Here is a 16,802-nt window from a genome sequence, read left to right as displayed (position 1 = left end):
CGCTGTCACACGGAAGAGCTCTCCGGGAGCACGATCGCGGTCACCGCGAAACCGTCGTCGATCAGCCACCTGCCCTCGTACGACTTCGGCATCCCGGGCGCTGTCAGCAGGAGTTTCGCGACGAACGTGCCTTCGGTGGCGGCATCCGGGCTCGTGCGGAATCTGATCTCCGCCTCTTCGAAGCCGAGTTCGATCCGGGTGAGCGGGAACCACGTCTTGAAGACGCTCTCCTTTGCGCTGAACAGCAGCCGGTCCCAGTGGATCGCCGGGCTGTCCGTGTCCAGGGGCACCCTCGCCCGCTCCGAAGGCAGTGAGATCACCTCCCACACACCGGGCGGAAGCGGCTCGTTGGGCTCGGCGTCGATCCCGATCGCGCGTACGTCGGACGCTCTTGCCAGTACCGCCGCGCGATAACCCACGCAGTGAGTCATGCTGCCGACGATCCCGTCCGGCCACAACGGCACCCCGCGATGGCCGGTCATCACCGGGGCCGGAGGCAGCCCCAGGGCGGCCATGGCCCGTCGCGCACACACGCGGACCGCCGCGAACTCGTGCCGGCGTCGGTCCACGCTCGCGGCCACCAGGCGCGCCTCCTCCGGGTACAGGCTGCCTGCCGGAGCGTCCGCGTCGTACGTGTCCGCGCACGCGACGTACGCGGGAAGGAGCCGTTCGATCACGAGGCGTCGCCCCTCACGCCCTGGGGCCGCTCTCCGTCGTACGGAAGGATCTGCCGCAGCAGCCCGCGCGGATGGCCCCGCTTCCGCCACTCCCGGGGGTAGCCGATCGAGACCTCTTCGAACCGTACGCCGTCGTGCCAGGTCGTCCGGGGGATGTGGAGGTGCCCGTAGACGACGGCCGCGACGTTGAAGCGGCGGTGCCAGTCCGCGGTGAGCTCCGTTCCGCACCACTGGGCGAACTCCGGGTACCACATCACGGAGGTGGGATCGCGCAGGAGAGGCCAGTGCCCGGCGATGACGAGCGGTACATCCGGGTCGTGCGCGGCGAGCCGCTGCTCGGTCAGCGCCACCCGTGCCCGGCACCAGTCGTCCCGGGTCGGATAGGGGTCGGGGTGCAGCAGGTATTCGTCGGTGCAGACGACGCCCGCCTCGTGGGCGCGGGCCAGGGACTCCTCCTTGGTCGTCGTCCCCGGGGCCCTGAAGGAGTAGTCGTACAGAAGGAACACAGGGGCGATCGCCACAGGCCCGTCCGGGCTCTGCCACAGGGGGTAGGGGTCCTCGGGTGTGGTCACGCCGAGCTCGCGGCACGCCTGGACGAGGTGCTCGTACCGCGCGTGGCCACGCAGCCGTACGGGGTCCTTGTCCACGGTCCACAGCTCGTGGTTCCCGGGAGTCCACACCACATGGGCGAATCGGCCCGCGAGCAGTTCCAGCGCGCGTTCGACCTCCCCCGCCTGTTCGGCCACGTCCCCCGCGACGATGAGCCAGTCCTCGTCGGAAGTCGGGTGCAGCCGGTCGGCGATGGGCCGGTTGTCGGCGATCCCGACGTGGAGATCGCTGACCGCGAGGAGCCGGCCGCCGCGTCCCGACGGGTGGGGGACCGGCCCGGTGGTGGAACTCATTGTTCGAATTTACCGTCTTCGCGGTTCCGCCGAGGCCACTCCGCCCGACATGCCCGCCGTTCACCCGCCCGAGATGATTGACCAGCCGCCTTGGGGGAACGCGGCGGCACGTGGCAGCACACCCGTAGACGTCGATGGAGAGGCAGACGCCGGTGACAGACGCCGAACAGCCGCAGGACCCGACACGGCGCTATCCGCAGCCGGATTTCCCCCAACAGGAGCAGGAGCATCCGGGCCGGACCGGCGCGATGGATCCGCCCCCTGACCATGGAGAGGACTCCTACCGGGGCAACGGTCTCCTGCTCGACCGCAGGACGGTCGTCACCGGCGGCGATTCCGGCATCGGCCGGGCTGTGGCCCTGGCCTTCGCGCGGGAAGGGGCGGACGTGCTGTTCACCTACCTGCCCGCCGAGAAGAGCGAGGCGGAGGAGACCTCCCGGCTCGTCGAAGAGGCAGGCCGAAGGGCGGTGGCGGTCGTTTGCGACATCCGTGACGAGATGCAGTGCCGGGCCCTCATCGAGGAGGCCGTGTCGGAGTTCGGCCGGATCGACATTCTGGTGAACAACGCCGCCTACCAGATGTCTCAGCCCGACGGCATCGCCGCCATCTCGACTGCCCAGTTCGACCGTGTGGTGCGTACCAACCTGTACGGGATGTTCTGGCTGTGCAAGACCGCCCTGCCCCACATCCCGGCGGGGGGCTCGATCATCAACACCACCTCGGTACAGGCCTACAAGCCCAGCCCTCATCTGCTGGACTACGCCATGACCAAGGGTGCCATCGTCACCTTCACCCAGGGGCTCGCCCAGATGCTGGCGTCCGACGGAATCCGCGTCAACGCCGTCGCCCCCGGGCCGGTCTGGACGCCTCTCATCCCCGCGACCATGCCCGACACGACGGAGTTCGGAAAGCAGAGCCCCCTGGGCCGGCCCGCGCAGCCTGCCGAGATGGCGCCGGCCTACGTCTTCCTCGCGTCCTCGAACGCGTCGTTCATCACCGGCGAGATCATGAACGCGACCGGCGGTACGCCGCTGCCCTGACGGTGAATGGTCCGACGGATCCCAGGGAAGGCGCTGGTCATGCGTGCAGATCATCATCAAGCACCCTGACCGCGCGGGGCCCCTGAGGGTTACGCGCGACACGACGGAAAGGAACTGACGCATGCCCATCGCCACGTACACCCTCGTCGCTCTCGACTGCCGCGCCCCTTGGTCCCTGGCCGGCTTCTACCAGGGCGTTCTGGGCGGTGAGATCAAGAAGTACGACGACGACTGGTACGACCTGCGAGTACCGGGCGGCGCCCATATCGCGTTCCAGAGGGCGGCCGACCACCGGCCGCCGGAGTGGCCGCGAGGAGACCGCAATTCGCAGCAGGCACACCTGGACTTCGACGTGCCGGACATCGAGCGCGCGCAGGAGGAGGTGCTGGCGCTCGGTGCGACACCGCTGGACCTCGACGACCGGGGCGGTGAGCGCAGGTTCCGCGTGTACGCCGACCCGGCGGGGCATCCGTTCTGTCTCTGCTGGCAGTGAACCCTCGGCGCATCCGGGCGGCCGCCCGGCCCCGGTCACGGGCAGCCCGCTGATCCGACGGTTCGTGTCGTCGCCGCGCCTCGCGTGCCGGCACGGCGAGAATGAGGAACCATGAGCCGAAGCGCACTCATCGTCATCGACATGCTCAACACATACAGCCACCCGGACGCCGAGATCCTCATTCCCTCCGTACGCGAGGCACTCCCCCGCATCGTGGGTCTCATCGAACGCGCCCGTGACGGGGCTGTACCGGTGATCTACGTGAATGACAATTTCGGGGAATGGCGGTCCCACCACGGCGAAATCATCGACACGACGCTGTCGGGGCCGTACAGCGAGCTGGTGGAGCCCGTTCTGCCGGACGACGATTCACTGTTCGTCGTCAAGGCCCGGCACTCGATCTTCTACGAGACGCCGCTCACCTACCTTCTTTCGCAGCTGGACGTGGACCGTGTGGTCCTCTGCGGTCAGGTCACCGAGCAGTGCGTCCTGTATTCCGCCCTCGACGCCCATATCCGCCACCTGAGTGTGACGATTCCTGACGATGCCGTTGCCCATATCCATCCGGATCTGGCAAAAGCATCTCTCCAGATGATGGAGCGCAATATGGGCGCGTCGATCCGGAAGTCCGTGGACGTCGAATTCTGATGTGCAGTTCTCGCGGGTACGACCGTGGTGCCGTACGGGGCATTTCTGCGGCCGTACCGAGTGGATCACGTATTCGGAGGGCACAGTGGCGCCGAAACCGAAGTGCGGTACTTGCCCGAAGGAGTGTTCCCAGCGATGCGTGCTCTGGCTTTTGTCTGCACCCTGAACTCCTCGCCCACCCCCTCCAGCAGCCATCTCATCGCCGACCAGGTGATGGCCGAGTTCGAGAGCCTCGGGGTGAGTGGCGAAGTGGTCCGGGTGGCCGACCACGACATCCGGCCGGGAGTGCAGCTCGACATGGGCGACGGTGACGCCTGGCCTGCCCTGCGCGAGAAGGTCATGGCTGCCGACATCCTCCTCATCGCCACCCCCATCTGGCTCGGCCATCCGTCCAGCGTCTGCCAGCGCGTCCTGGAACGGCTGGACGCCGAACTGTCCGAGACCGACGAGCAGGGCCGGCTGCTGACCTACGGCAAGGTCGCCGCCGCAGCGGTGGTGGGGAACGAGGACGGGGCGCACAAAGTGAGCTCCGACCTGTTCCAGGGCCTCAACGACCTGGGCTTCTCCCTGGCTCCGGGAGCCGTCACGTACTGGGTGGGCGAGGCCATGCAGGGCACGGACTACAAGGACCTGGACGGCCCCCCGGAGGCGGTCGCGTCGACGACTCGCACCCTCGCCGTCAACGCGGCTCATCTGGCGCGGCTGCTGACCGGCGGTCCGTACCCTGCCTCCTGACCGCCGCCCTGTGCAGCCCGGCAGTCAGGAAGGCTGGACCTCGTCGAAGAGGGCGAGGGCCCTGGAGGGGTCCGGGCGCACGAGGCGTTCCGGACCAGCCGTCGTGATGTCCGCCCATCTGCCGCCGCGTACTCACGTCGGTTCTCCGAATGCGCGGACGGCCTCGTCCAGATCTCCGGGGCCGACGGCGGAGACAGCCTCGGCGAGTTCGGCGCCTTCCAGCGTCGCGAGGTCCGCGCGGGGCGGCGCCACCCTCAGGCGCTCGCCGCCGTGCGGTAGGGGCGGAAGAAGGCCCGGAGCTCCTCCGCGTAGATCTCGGGCTCCTCGAACGGCGCGAAGTGTCCGCCACGCGTGGGTTCGGTCATGCGCACCATGTTCGTCGTGCGCTCGAGCCATGCCCGCGGCGGGCGGACGACGTCGCCGGCGAAGATCGAGAAACCGGACGGCACCTCGACCCTCCGTTCGTACTGTGCGGGCGGAACGGCGGCGTTCGCGTGGTACATGCGCATGGACGACCCGATCGTGCCGGTCAGCCAGTAGAGCGTGATGTTCGTCAGGATCTCGTCCTTCGTGAAGCTCCGCTCGACGTCACCGCCGCAGTCGCTCCAGCCCCGGAGCTTCTCCAGGATCCAGGCCGCGAGCCCGGCCGGTGAGTCGTGGAGCCCGAAGGCGGCTGTCTGGGGCTTCGTCCGGTGGATCGCGGCGTAGGCACCCTCGGTCCCGCCCCAGGCCGTGGCGGACTCGATCCAGGCCCGCTCCTCCGGCGCGAGTTCCGCCGGGTCACCGGTGAACCTCGGCAGGCCGCCGTCCGTGCGGTGCACGGCCACGACCCGTGCGGGGTGGTCCAGGCCCAGAAACCGGCTCACGTGGCTGCCGAGGTCCCCGCCCGCCGCGCCGAACCGCTCGTAGCCGACGACGGTCATGAGCTCGGCCCAGAGGCCGGCGACGGCGATCGAGTCGAGGGGCGGCCCGACGGGCCGATCGGAGTATCCGAAACCGGGCAGGTCGGGCACGACCACATCGAACGCGTCGGCCGGATCCGCGCCGTGCGCGCCCGGGTCGGTGAGGAGCGGGATGACCTTCGAGTAGCGCCAGAACGAGTCCGGCCATCCATGGCTGAGGACCAGCGGCAGGGCCGGCCCGGCGGACTCGGCGGCCCTGGCGTGCACGAAATGGATCCCGAGGCCGCCCAGCGGAACGCGGAAGCGGGGAAGCCGGGTGAGCGCCGCCTCCTGAGCCTGCCAGTCGAAGTCCTCCGCCCAGTAGGCGACGAGCTCGCGGAGGTAGGCCAGGTCTGTCCCCAGCGACCACCCGGCGTCTTCGGGCGCGTCGGGCCAGCGCGTCGCGCGGAGCCGTGTGCGCAGGTCTTCGAGCGCCGCGGGGTCGGTCTGCTGGACGAACGGCTCGGGGCGGGGCTGGGCTTCCGGCATAGACGCATCCTAGAAGGCCGCGGCGCACCGCGGATCGGAAGCGGGAAGTGTTCCGCCGTCGGGGCAGGCCCCGGGGCCGTCTCCCGGCCCACAGGTGGCCGGACCTCAGTGGGCCGTTCCGGAATGCGCGCTCCCCAGGAGTACAGTCGCCCTGCCCAGTCGCCCCAGGTCCACCAGGTGAGAGATGTCCAGCCACATAGATGAGCGGTCCACGCACGACAGACGCGATGCCGATCTTTACGCCGCGCGGGCGCAACGGCTCCGGCGGCGGCTGGAACGTCTGATCGGCATCGCCGCGACGGAGGGCAACAAGCTCGTTCCGCTCCGCAACGGCGACCAGATCTTCGCGTCGATGCTGGAGTCCATCCGTGGTGCGGAACACACCGTGGACATGATGACGTTCGTGTACTGGCGCGGGGATATCGCCCGCGAGTTCGCCGAGGCGCTGTCGGAGCGGGCGCGCGCCGGAGTGCGGGTGCGGCTGCTGCTGGACGGGTTCGGCTCCCGCCTCATCGAGAAGGGCCAGCTCGCGATGATGGACGAGGCCGGGGTGGAGGTGGCGTGGTTCCGCAAGCCGTTGTATCTCTCGCCGCTCAAGCAGAACCACCGCTGCCACCGCAAGGTCCTCATCACGGACGAGGAGACGGCGTTCACCGGCGGGGTCGGGATAGCCGAGGAGTGGTGCGGCGACGCCCGTGACGAGAAGGAGTGGCGCGACACCCATGTGCGGGTGCAGGGCCCGGCGGTGGACGGACTGGCCGCCGCGTTCGCGCAGAACTGGGCGGAGTGCCACGACGAGCTGTTCACCGAACGGGACAGGTTCGTCGACGCCACGGATCACGGTGACGCCGTGGTCCAGGTGGTGCGGGGCTCCGCCGGCTTCGGCTGGCAGGACATGCAGACCCTGCTGCGCGTCGTTCTGGAGTCGGCCGAGGAGCGGGTCCGGCTCTCCACGGCGTACTTCGCGCCCGACCCGTACTTCATCGGTGTGCTGTGCGACGCGGCCCGCCGGGGCGTCGAGGTGGAGATCCTGCTCCCCGGGCCGCACACGGACAAGCGGGTGTGCAGGCTGGCCGGGCAGCACCACTACGAGGAGCTCAACGCCTGCGGTGTGAAGATCTACCAGTATCAGCCGACCATGCTCCACACCAAGACGCTGACGGTGGACGGTATCGCCTCGCTGATCGGGTCGACGAACTTCAACCGCCGCTCCCTCGACCACGACGAAGAGGTGATGCTCGCCGTCCTGGACCGGGAGTTCACCGCGACGCTCGACGGTCACTTCGACGAGGACCTGGAGCGGAGCACCCTGATCGACGGCGCCCGGTGGAAGCGCCGCTCGCCCGTGCAGAGAATCCGGGAGACCGCGGTGCTGCCGATCCGCCGGTGGCTGTGACGCGTACATACGGATGCGCCACCACGAGCCGTGGTGGCGCATCCGTGCTTCTCTGGCGGCCGGTCAGCCGCCGACGTACCAGCTGAAGCCGCCGGACGAGGCGGCCACGACCATCAGGACGACGAACAGGATCACGTCGATGATGCCGAGGACCAGTCCGGCCTTCGCCATCCCGGCACCGCCCTTCGCGGGCACCTGACGCAGACCGAAGGCGCCGAGAACGATGGCGACCGGGCCGAGGATCACGCTGAAGAAGACGAGCCCCACGATTCCGCAGACCAGGCTCGCGACAGCGAGACCATTGGTCCCGGACCTGGGAGTGGCCATGGACGAACTGTCGTAGTGCGACATCACTCTCTCCCGTCGGTTCATCGTGCTGTGTGCTTACGGTGAAGAGCGGGTGCCCCTCTTCCGATGCCCCAATCACCCGGTTCCTGGGGGTGTGACGGCAGCCGCCGGGGGCATACGGGCTGTCACCTGCCGCTTGTCAGGTGAAGGGAGTGGTCCATGAGCGAGTCTGTCGAGACACGGCCGGATACGACCGCGGTGATGACGGAGCCCGTGCCCGATCTGCAGCTCCAGCTGCTGATCCAACTGCTGGACAGAGAGATGCGGTCCGGCCTGCCGATCACCCTCACGCTGGCCGGTGGCGTACTCCACGGAGACGTGATCGGCCACGAGGCGTGGAAGGCGGACTGGGCGCGGAGCCTGCGCCAGGTCGAGGGTGAGGGCGCGAACCTGATTGCGGAGTTCCCGGAGACGGTGGACCAGGGGATCAGGGAGCTGAGCACCGGGGAGGGGACCACGCAGCTGCCGCGCTGGATCCATCTCAGAGACGCCACCTTGGTCCTCGGCGGCACAGGGTCCCTGCGACTGCCCCTCTGGCGCGGGCGTCTTGCCGATGTGTCGGGCTGGGCGCTGGGACGGCCGCAGTGAGAGTGAGCTTGCGGTACGGCCGGCGGGGCGGATCACGCATCCGCCCCGCCGGCTGACCGCCGTCGGTCGTCCTGGAAATATCCGGGCGCGTGAGCGGGCCCCACTGACATGATCGGTGGCATGAAGATACTCGTGATCGGTGCGACCGGGACGATCGGCAGTGCTGTGGTCGGAGCGTTGGAGGCCTCTCATGCCTCTCATCAGGTCGTCAAGGCCTCCCGTAGCGCCCCGGTGAAGGTCGACCTGGACGTGCCCACCTCGCTGGACGCGCTCTTCGGCGACGTGCCGGCCCTCGACGCGGTGGTGTGCTGCGCCGCCAGCGGTCCGCTGGTGGACCTGGCCTCGGTGACGGACGCGGAGATCGCCGACGGGGTGCGGGGCAAGCTGCTGGGCCAGGTCGCACTCGTCCGGCGAGCCGTACGTCATCTGCGGGACGGAGGGTCGGTCACGCTGACCGGAGGCACCTTCTCCGCCCCGCTGGCCGGCGGCTCGCTGGGTGCGCTCGTCAACACCGGCCTGGAGGGCTTCGTCCGCAACGCCGCTCCTGAGCTGCCGAGGAATCTGCGTCTGAATCTCGTCAGCCCCGGCTGGATCAAGGAGACCCTGGAGAGCATGGGCGCGGACGGGGCGGGCGGCACGCCGGTCTCCGAGGTCGCCCGCGCCTATGTGACGGTCGTGGAAGGCACCGCGCAGGGCCTGACCGTACGTCCGTGACCGCCGCCGTGCGACGGTCCTAGGCGGTCAGCGTGGCCCCCGACCGGGACTCCAGCGCGGCGAGAAGCCAGTCGTGCGCGGACCCGGGTGTCGGCTCGGGCCTGCCGGCCGGCGGGCTGACCAGCTCGGCCGTCAGTTCCCAGTACCGGTCGATGCGCGGGTCGGCGGCGAGCTGCCGGGCGAGAGTGCGGCGGAAGCCCGGGGTGTCCGCCGTGTTCCGGGCGCTCGCGTATGCGTCCACGAAGCCGTCCAGCGCCTCCCCCGGGCAGGGCAGCCTGCCCTGGCGCATCTCGGTGGCCGCGAGGTCGTACGCCTCTGCCAGGCCCGCGTACAGCACGGCCGACGCACGGGCTCCCGCGGCTCTGTGCGCGTGGGGCTGGGTCGGCTCGTCCCTGCCGCACGGGCGGGTCACCATCGCGTACAGCTGGGCGAAGGCGAGCACCTGGGGCGGATCGGGATCCTCGGGTGGCTGCGGGACCGCGATCTCCAGGAACGCGGTGACGGCCCTGGCCGGCATGCGCGGCGGCAGCCATCCGCGCCAGAAGCGGGCCAGGGGTGTGGTGTCCGGCGGCGCGGTCACCGCACCGATCAGGCGCAGCCGGTCGGGGCGTTCGGCCGCCGGACACTCCTGCACCGAGCGGAGTGCCGCCTCTCGCCAGCGCAGCGCCCTCAGCCGGGAGCCCACTTCGCGCAACTGCCCCGCGACGGCATCCTCCAGGGCTCCGCCCGCACGCCCCGCGGTCTCCTCCTCGTCCAGGATGCGGCGCACCGCGGAGACCGGCAGGTCCATGGTGCGCAGGGAGCGGATCATCCGTAGCCGCTCGAGGGAGTCGGGGCCGTACCTGCGGTGACCGCCGGCGCTGCGGGACGCCTCGGGCAGCAGGCCGCTGTCGGAGTAGAAGCGGACCGTCTTGACGCTGACTCCCGCCCGCTCGGCGAGTTCACCGATGCCGCACAGTCCGTCGTACGACGAGAACACTTGAACCTCCCTCAGGGGGAGTTCCTACGGTACCCGCGAGAGGGACCGGCCGATCTGGCCGGTCCGCTGACGACGCGTATCGAGGAGAGATTATGACCGTGTTCATCCTGGTGTCCGGTGTGTTCACCGGCCCGCACGTGTGGGACGAGGCAGCCGCGCGACTGGCCTCGGCGGGAGCCGAGGTCCATGCGGTGGCCCTGACCGGACTCGGTGGGGCCCGCCCGTCCGCCGGTACGGAGACCGACCTGGAGACACACATCGCGGACGTCCTCGCGGTGATCGACTCGGTCGGACAAGGGGCAGGCCGGGAGATCGTGCTGGTCGGCCACGACTACGGCATCCATCCGGTCGTGGGAGCCGCCGACCGGCGGGCGGGGTCGGTCGCCCGGATCGTGTACCTGGACTCGGGGCTGCCCCAGGACGGTGTCCCGGCCCTGGCCGCCGTGCCCGACCAGGGTCTGCGCGAGGAGGCGCTGCGGGCCTCCGGGAGCGGGACGCCCGGCGCGGCGCTGCCGCCTCCGGCCCGTGACGCGTGGCAGCTCTGGGGCAGCACCGCCGGCGTTCCCGGCACGGCGCTCGACCGGCTCACCGCACTCGCCTCGCCGCACCCACTGGGCACGCTGCTCCAGCCACTGCGGCTGACGGGTGCGGCGGCCGAGATGCCCATGACCGGAGTGCTGTGCACCGGTAACGGAGCGAGCATCGCGATGGTCCAGGCCCGCGTGAACCTCGGCGAACCCAGCCTGCGGGCGCTGACCGGCCCTCGGGTCACCTTCTTCGAACTGCCCACGGGTCACTGGCCGATGCTGTCGAATCCCACGGCACTGGCGGTGACCCTGCTCAAGGCCGCGAGGGGCGAGGGGCAGCGGCTGACCCCGGTGGACGCCACGAATCCGCCCTCGCACCTGCTGCCGTTCCTGCTGGACGTGCCCGAGCTGCCCCGCGAGCGGACGGACACCATCGATCTGTATCTGCCGCCCGACAGCGACGGTCCCCGTCCGGCGGTGGTGTTCGTCCACGGCGGCCCGGTGCCCGCAGAGGCACGCCCCACCCCCCGGGACTGGCCGGTCCTCACGGGATACGCCCGCTACGCCGCCGGCCACGGAGTGGTGGGGGTGACCCTGGACCACCGTCTGCACGCCGTGGCCGACTACGAGCGGGCCGCCTCCGATGTCGCGGACGCGGTGGAACGGGTCCGCGCCGATCCCCGGGTGAACCCGGACCGGGTCGCCCTGTGGTTCTTCTCCGGCAGCGGCCCGCTCACCGCGGACTGGATGGCGAATCCCCCGTCGTGGCTGCGCTGCCTGGCGGCCGACTACCCCATCATGGCGCCGCTGCCGAACTGGGGGCGGCTCGCCGGCCGGTTCCACCCGTCGGAAGCGGTCGCACACGCGGGGTCCCTGCCTCTCGTACTCGTCCGGGCCGGGCTGGAGACCGCTGATATCGCGGTCACCGTGGAGGAGTTCCTGACCGCGGCGGACCGGTGCGGGGCCGACATCGAGGTGGTCGACGTGCCGAACGGCCACCACGCCTTCGAGACGATCGACCGGACCGAGGAGTCACGCGACGCCGTGCACCGCGCCATGGGCATCGTTCTGCGTCACCTGACGACCTGAACCCGTTTCCCCCGGGACCGTCGGCGAGCGGGTGCGAGGTCGCGCGATCTGCACGACGCTGGGATGGGTGTCGCAGGATCGACCAACCGTTCGAGGAGGTAGCTGTGACGAAGAAGAAGGACAGCCTGGGCAAGGGCGACAAGGTGGCCTGGAAGAGCCACGGCCACGACGTGACGGGCAAGGTCACCGAGAAGCACACGGACCGTACCCGTGCCGCGGGACGGACCGTCGACGCCTCCGAGGAGGAACCGCAGTACGAGGTGGAGAGCGACAAGTCCGGCCGGTCCGCCGTGCACAGGCCCGACGCCTTGCGGAAGAGGCGCGGCGGCTCCTGATCCCGGTGAACGGGGCCACGGGCGGGCAGTCGGGTCACACGAAGAGGCGATCCCCGTGGCGGCTGCTGGCTTCGGAGCCCGGAACGTGATCGGGTTGACACCCCGTCAGCCGTACGGGGACCGAGCCGAGGGACACGGATGACGAACCGACAGCACCCGCCGGCACCGGACGTTGTCGTCGTGGGCGCGGGCCTGGCCGGCCTGGCCTGCGCGCTCGACCTGTTCGGTGCCGGCCTCCGCGTCGAGCTGCTGGAGGCCTCCGACGGAGTGGGCGGCCGGATGCGCACGGACCGCAAGGACGGATTCCTCCTGGACCGCGGCTTCCAGGTCTTCAACACCTCGTACCCACAGGTGAAGAGGCGCCTCGACCTGCGCGCGCTGCGCCTGCGGCCGTTCACCCCCGGTCTCATCGCCCGTACGCCCGCCGGGCGGGTGCGGGTCACCGACCCCACCCGGCGGCCCAAGGACGCGGCACAGCTGCTGCCCGGACGTGTTCTCCCGGCCCGTGACCTCGCAGCCCTCGGTCTGCTCACCGCGCGGGACGTCCTGCTTCCCGCGAAGCGGCTGGGACGCACGCCCGACCGCACCGCGTCGGAAGCGCTCGTCCGGGCCGGGCTGTCGCCGCGCGCGATCGAGGACCTGCTGCGGCCGTTCCTCTCCGGAGTGTTCCTGGAGGAGGGGCTGGAGACCTCGGCGCGCTTCCTGCACCTGGTCTGGCGCAGTATGGCGCGCGGCACGCTCTGTCTGCCGGCCCGGGGCATCGGCTCCGTGCCGGCCCAGCTCGCGGCCGGGCTGCCGGAGGGCGCCCTCCGGCTCGGTACGGCCGTCGCCGAGGTCACGGACTCCGGGGTGCTCCTGGCCGACGGCGGTGAACGGCCTGCCGCCTCCGTCGTGGTGGCCACCGACTCCGCCACGGCCGGCCGCCTGCTGCCCGGCCTGCCGGTACCGGACAGCCGCACGGTGACGACGTACTACCACGCGGCCGACCGGTCACCGCTGAGCGAACCGACCCTGCTGGTGGACAGCGGTCTCGCCGTCCTGAACAGCTGTGTCCTCACCGAGGTCGCCCCCACCTACGCTCCGCCGGGCACGGCGCTGATGTCGACCTCCGTGCTCGGCTCCGGGCCGCCCGGCGGGGACACCACGGTCCGAGCGCGCCTGGCCGAGCTGTACGACGTGGACACGAGCACCTGGGACACGGTCGCCGCGTACACCGTGGAGGGCGCCCTGCCCGCCATGCGGCCTCCCTGGCCGCTGAGCCGTACGACCCGTTTCGCGCGGGGCCGGTACGTCTGCGGGGACCACCGGGCCACCGGCTCGGTGCAGGGCGCGCTGGCCTCCGGGAGCAGGGCGGCGCGCGAGGTGCTGGCCGACCGTGCGGCGGCGCGGACCCCCGGGACGTGACCGGACGCTTCCAGGGGCGGGTGGACGACGCCGTCCTCGTGGGCGGCGGCGCCGCCGGACTCTGCCTGGCCGACCGGCTCATCAGGGCCGGTACGGCGGTGACGCTGGTCGAGGCCCCCGACGGTCCACTGCGCCCCGCGGAGCGCACCTGGTGCTATTGGGAGGCGGGCGCGGGCGAGTTCGAGGACGCCGTCGTCGCCTCCTGGGAGCGGCTGCGGGTGCGGGAGCCGGGCGGCGGCGTCATCGAGTCGGACCCCGCACCCCTGCGTTACCGCATGGTGCGTTCGGGCCCCTTCGAACGGCTGGTCCACTCCCGGCTGGCGGCGTCCCCGGTGGCCCGCGTCGTCCGTGCCACCGCACACGAGGTGCGCGACGCACCGTGCGGCGCCGAGGTGCGCTGCACGACGGCCGACGGCGAACCGCTCACCCTGCGCGGCAGATACGTCTTCGACTCGCGGCCCGTGCGAGGTGCACCGCCGCACCGCACGCTGCTGCTGCAGCACTTCAGGGGCTGGTTCGTGCGCACCGCCCTCCCCCGCTTCGACCCCGGCGTGGCGGACCTCATGGACTTCCGGGTCCCGCAGCCCCGCCACGGCCTCGCGTTCGGCTACGTGCTCCCGCTCGCGCCGGACCTGGCGCTGGTGGAGTACACCGAGTTCTCCCGGGCCCCGCTCACGACAGCCGCGTACGAGGCGGCCCTGCGGCAGTACACGGGGGACGTCCTGCGACTCGGCCGGTTCGCCGTGGAGTCGGCCGAGCAGGGTGTCATCCCCATGACCGACGCCCGCTTCCCCCGACGGGCCGGCCGCGCCGTCTTCCGTATCGGGGCCGCCGGGGGCGCCACCCGCCCGGCGACCGGCTACACCTTCGCGGCGGTGCAGCGCCAGAGCCGCGCCATCGCCGCCGCCCTGCACAGCGGGTCCCCGGCGGTGCCGCCGCCGCACGGCCGCAGGGCGCTCGCCATGGACGCCGTGCTGCTCCGGGCCCTCGACACCGGGCGTGTGGACGGGCCGCGCTTCTTCACCGACCTCTTCCGCCGCATCCCCATGGAGCGGCTGCTGCGTTTCCTCGACGGCGGGAGCACGCCCTGGGAAGAGTTCGGGATCGGCCTGCGTACGCCCGTGGGCCCGATGCTCCGCACCGCGGCCGAACTCCCCTTCCTCACCCGCCGGGCCACCGGCCGATCCGAAGAGAGCCCCCGATGACCCTCCTGAGGGACCACGATCTGGCACACGCCTTCGATCACGCGTCGCACACGTACGACCGGCTCACCGCGCTGAATCCGGGTTACCGTTCCGACCTCCTCCGCTCGGCCCACCGGCTCCGGCTGCCGCGCGGCGGAAGGGGGCAGCGGGTGCTCGATCTCGGCTGCGGGACGGGCGCCTCCACGCGGGCGCTGCTGCGGGCGGCCCCGTACGCCGAGATCACGGCGGTCGACGCCTCCGCGGGCATGCTGGAGCGGGCGCGTGCGAAGCGCTGGCCCGCGAACGTCCGCTTCGTGCACCGGTCCGCGGAGGACCTCGCCGTCACCGACGACGACGGCTCGTACGACGCCGTCTTCGCCGCCTATCTCTTCCGCAACGTGGCCGAACCCGGTGCGGTCCTCGATGCCGTGCGCGCTCTCCTGCGCCCCGGTGGCCGTCTGCTCGTCCACGAGTACAGCCTCAGCGGCTCGCCCGTGCACCGGGCCGTGTGGAACACGGTCTGCCGGGGTGTCATCGTCCCGGCGGGCACACTGACCGGCGACCGCGCGCTGTACCACCATCTGTGGCGCAGCGTCCTGGCGTTCGACACGGCCCCCGCCTTCGAGCGACGGATCGCCAAGGCCGGATTCCCCTTCGTGCGGACGGTGCCCGGCGGTGGCTGGCAGACCGGGATCGTCCACGTGTTCCTGGCCCGGAACGGCGTGGACGGCGTACGGCCCGAGGCGTCATGACCGTCCGCGGGCGCCGCCCCGATCCCGCCCGGCACGGTCGTGACCGCCGGGCCGAGGTGCTCCTGCCCGGACCCGGGCGCGAGCGCTTCACCGGCGAAGCGCCTTCGGCCGCGGTCATCGGCGGCGGCATCGCCGGGCTCGCGGCGGCGACCGCGCTCGCCGAACGCGGTGTACGCGTGACTCTCTACGAACAGGGCGAGGCGCTCGGTGGCCGTCTCGCCGGGTGGCCCGTCCGCCTCGCCGACGGGTCCGGGGTGACGATGAGCCGCGGCTTCCACGCGTTCTTCCGCCAGTACTACAACCTGCGCGGCTTGCTGCGCCGTTCGGATCCCGGGCTGGCGGCACTTACCCCGCTGCCCGACTACCCGCTGAGGCACCGCGACGGGATGTCGGACAGTTTCGCCCGCGTGCCCAGGACCCCGCCGTGGAGCGCGCTCGGATTCGTGGCGCTCAGCCCGGCGTTCGGCTGGCGCGACCTCGCCGCGATGAACCCCCGTGAGGCCCTGCCGCTCCTCGACGTGCGGGTCCCCGAGGTGTACGAACGCTTCGACGGGGTCAGCGCCAAGGACTTCCTGCACCGGATCAACTTCCCCGAAGCGGCCCATCACCTGGCCTTCGAGGTGTTCTCCCGCAGCTTCTTCGCCGACCCGCGCGAACTGTCCGCCGCCGAACTGCTGCTGATGTTCCACATCTACTTCCTCGGGTCGTCCGAGGGGCTCCTCTTCGACGTGCCGCGCGAGCCGTTCCCCCAGGCCCTCTGGGAACCGCTGGGCGGCTATCTGCGGCGGCTGGGAGCCGAGGTGCGCACCGGCACCCCGGTCCACCGTGTCCGGCCGGCCGCAGGCGGGGACCTGACCGTGGAGACCGAAGGGGCGGCCGACCGCCATCAGGCCGTGGTCCTCGCCCTGGACACCAGTGGCCTGCGTCATGTCGTGGGTGCCTCCGAGCAGTTGGGGGACGCGTCCTGGCGTGCGGACATCGCGGCCCTGCGCACGGCGCCGCCGTTCCTGGTGTCCCGGCTGTGGCTCGACCGGCCCGTGCGCGAGGACCGTGCGGGGTTCCTCGGCACCAGCGGCTTCGACGGGCTCGACAACGTCAGCGTCCTCGACCGTTGGGAGGGTGAGTCGGCCCGCTGGGCGGCGCGGACGGGGGGCTCCGTGGTGGAACTCCACGCGTACGCCGTCGACGAGGGCGCTGAGCGGAAGCAGGTCCAGCGCCGGATGCTCGACCGGCTGCACGAGGTCTATCCCGAGACCGCGGACGCCGGAGTCGTCGACGTCCGCCATGAATGGCGCGCCGACTGCCCCGTCTTCCCCGTGGGCGGTTACGGTCGGCGGCCCGCCGTGCGAACGCCTCACCCCCGACTCGCACTTGCGGGCGACCTGGTCCGCACCGGCCTCCCCGTCGCCTTGATGGAGCGGGCCGCGACCTCGGGTTTCCTGGCCGCCAACGCGCTCCTCGCCGGCTGGGGCATCCGGGGCCAGGTGCTCTGGACCGTCCCGCGCGCCGGGCGCTCCGGGGTCCTGCGCGCCCTCGCCGGCCTGGCCGCGCGGCGCTGACG

Annotated in this window: 18 protein-coding genes; 13 read left to right on the top strand and 5 right to left on the bottom strand. The window is 71.4% G+C overall.

Going from position 1 to position 16,802, the window contains the following annotated elements; genetic code table 11:
* Positions 1-5 precede the first annotated feature (5 nt).
* Both ACIQM3_RS19215 and ACIQM3_RS19210 read right to left on the bottom strand, forming a co-directional pair.
* Positions 6-677, bottom strand: coding sequence for a 4'-phosphopantetheinyl transferase (locus ACIQM3_RS19215; protein WP_401625569.1), 672 nt, complete (start codon positions 675-677; stop codon positions 6-8).
* Positions 674-1,579, bottom strand: coding sequence for a metallophosphoesterase family protein (locus ACIQM3_RS19210; RefSeq protein WP_401625566.1), 906 nt, complete (start codon positions 1,577-1,579; stop codon positions 674-676). The genes ACIQM3_RS19215 and ACIQM3_RS19210 overlap by 4 nt, the downstream gene beginning before the upstream one ends.
* A 152-nt stretch (positions 1,580-1,731) precedes the next feature.
* Between ACIQM3_RS19210 and ACIQM3_RS19205 the strand changes: the two genes are divergently transcribed.
* The 4 genes from ACIQM3_RS19205 to ACIQM3_RS19190 all read left to right on the top strand — a co-directional run bounded on the left by ACIQM3_RS19205 (position 1,732) and on the right by ACIQM3_RS19190 (position 4,495).
* Positions 1,732-2,619, top strand: a complete 888-nt coding sequence (locus ACIQM3_RS19205; protein WP_401625563.1) for an SDR family oxidoreductase — start codon at positions 1,732-1,734, stop codon at positions 2,617-2,619.
* Positions 2,620-2,740: 121 nt separating this feature from the next.
* Positions 2,741-3,112, top strand: a complete 372-nt coding sequence (locus tag ACIQM3_RS19200; protein ID WP_401625560.1) for a VOC family protein — start codon at positions 2,741-2,743, stop codon at positions 3,110-3,112.
* Positions 3,113-3,223: 111 nt separating this feature from the next.
* Positions 3,224-3,760: an isochorismatase family cysteine hydrolase gene (locus tag ACIQM3_RS19195; RefSeq protein ID WP_401625557.1), complete on the top strand. Its 537-nt coding sequence runs from the start codon at positions 3,224-3,226 to the stop codon at positions 3,758-3,760.
* Positions 3,761-3,895: 135 nt separating this feature from the next.
* The gene (locus ACIQM3_RS19190; RefSeq protein WP_401625554.1) at positions 3,896-4,495 is read left to right on the top strand and encodes a flavodoxin family protein; all 600 of its coding nucleotides are present in this window, start codon (positions 3,896-3,898) and stop codon (positions 4,493-4,495) included.
* A 254-nt stretch (positions 4,496-4,749) separates the two neighbouring features.
* Here the strand turns inward: ACIQM3_RS19190 and ACIQM3_RS19185 are convergent, their stop codons facing one another.
* Complete coding sequence (locus tag ACIQM3_RS19185; protein ID WP_401625551.1) at positions 4,750-5,925, bottom strand: epoxide hydrolase family protein; 1,176 nt, start codon at positions 5,923-5,925, stop codon at positions 4,750-4,752.
* A 184-nt stretch (positions 5,926-6,109) separates the two neighbouring features.
* Here ACIQM3_RS19185 and ACIQM3_RS19180 point away from each other — a divergent pair, with 184 nt between their 5' ends.
* A complete protein-coding gene (locus ACIQM3_RS19180; protein ID WP_401625548.1) occupies positions 6,110-7,321 on the top strand; it encodes a phosphatidylserine/phosphatidylglycerophosphate/cardiolipin synthase family protein in 1,212 nt (403 codons plus the stop codon).
* A gap of 63 nt (positions 7,322-7,384) precedes the next feature.
* Here ACIQM3_RS19180 and ACIQM3_RS19175 read toward each other — a convergent pair whose 3' ends face one another.
* Positions 7,385-7,672: a DUF4190 domain-containing protein gene (locus ACIQM3_RS19175; protein ID WP_401625545.1), complete on the bottom strand. Its 288-nt coding sequence runs from the start codon at positions 7,670-7,672 to the stop codon at positions 7,385-7,387.
* Between the two features lie 156 nt (positions 7,673-7,828).
* On the opposite strand from ACIQM3_RS19175, the gene ACIQM3_RS19170 reads away from it, so the two are divergent.
* Both ACIQM3_RS19170 and ACIQM3_RS19165 read left to right on the top strand, forming a co-directional pair.
* Complete coding sequence (locus ACIQM3_RS19170) at positions 7,829-8,257, top strand: hypothetical protein (protein WP_401625543.1); 429 nt, start codon at positions 7,829-7,831, stop codon at positions 8,255-8,257.
* Positions 8,258-8,377: 120 nt separating this feature from the next.
* Positions 8,378-8,971, top strand: a complete 594-nt coding sequence (locus tag ACIQM3_RS19165; protein WP_401625541.1) for a short chain dehydrogenase — start codon at positions 8,378-8,380, stop codon at positions 8,969-8,971.
* A gap of 19 nt (positions 8,972-8,990) precedes the next feature.
* Here ACIQM3_RS19165 and ACIQM3_RS19160 read toward each other — a convergent pair whose 3' ends face one another.
* Positions 8,991-9,950 (bottom strand): MerR family transcriptional regulator, encoded by a 960-nt coding sequence (locus ACIQM3_RS19160; protein ID WP_401625538.1) that lies wholly within the window; start codon positions 9,948-9,950, stop codon positions 8,991-8,993.
* Positions 9,951-10,042: 92 nt separating this feature from the next.
* On the opposite strand from ACIQM3_RS19160, the gene ACIQM3_RS19155 reads away from it, so the two are divergent.
* The 6 genes from ACIQM3_RS19155 (at position 10,043) to ACIQM3_RS19130 (ending at position 16,800) form a co-directional block, all read left to right on the top strand.
* Positions 10,043-11,566: an alpha/beta fold hydrolase gene (locus ACIQM3_RS19155; protein WP_401625535.1), complete on the top strand. Its 1,524-nt coding sequence runs from the start codon at positions 10,043-10,045 to the stop codon at positions 11,564-11,566.
* A gap of 104 nt (positions 11,567-11,670) precedes the next feature.
* Entirely contained in the window at positions 11,671-11,901 is a 231-nt protein-coding gene (locus tag ACIQM3_RS19150) for a DUF2945 domain-containing protein (RefSeq protein ID WP_401625532.1), read from the top strand.
* Positions 11,902-12,039: 138 nt separating this feature from the next.
* Entirely contained in the window at positions 12,040-13,305 is a 1,266-nt protein-coding gene (locus ACIQM3_RS19145; RefSeq protein ID WP_401625529.1) for an NAD(P)/FAD-dependent oxidoreductase, read from the top strand.
* Positions 13,302-14,510: a lycopene cyclase family protein gene (locus ACIQM3_RS19140; protein ID WP_401625526.1), complete on the top strand. Its 1,209-nt coding sequence runs from the start codon at positions 13,302-13,304 to the stop codon at positions 14,508-14,510. Before ACIQM3_RS19145 ends, ACIQM3_RS19140 begins: the two co-directional genes overlap by 4 nt.
* Entirely contained in the window at positions 14,507-15,241 is a 735-nt protein-coding gene (locus ACIQM3_RS19135; RefSeq protein ID WP_401625524.1) for a class I SAM-dependent methyltransferase, read from the top strand. The genes ACIQM3_RS19140 and ACIQM3_RS19135 overlap by 4 nt, the downstream gene beginning before the upstream one ends.
* Positions 15,238-16,800 carry an FAD-dependent oxidoreductase gene (locus ACIQM3_RS19130; protein WP_401625521.1) on the top strand — a complete coding sequence of 521 codons (1,563 nt, stop codon included), beginning with the start codon at positions 15,238-15,240 and terminating at the stop codon, positions 16,798-16,800. The genes ACIQM3_RS19135 and ACIQM3_RS19130 overlap by 4 nt, the downstream gene beginning before the upstream one ends.
* Positions 16,801-16,802: the final 2 nt, after the last annotated feature.

Source organism: Streptomyces sp. NPDC091271, from assembly GCF_044757505.1.
Taxonomy (GTDB): domain Bacteria; phylum Actinomycetota; class Actinomycetes; order Streptomycetales; family Streptomycetaceae; genus Streptomyces.
This window is presented reverse-complemented; position numbering and strand designations above follow the sequence as displayed.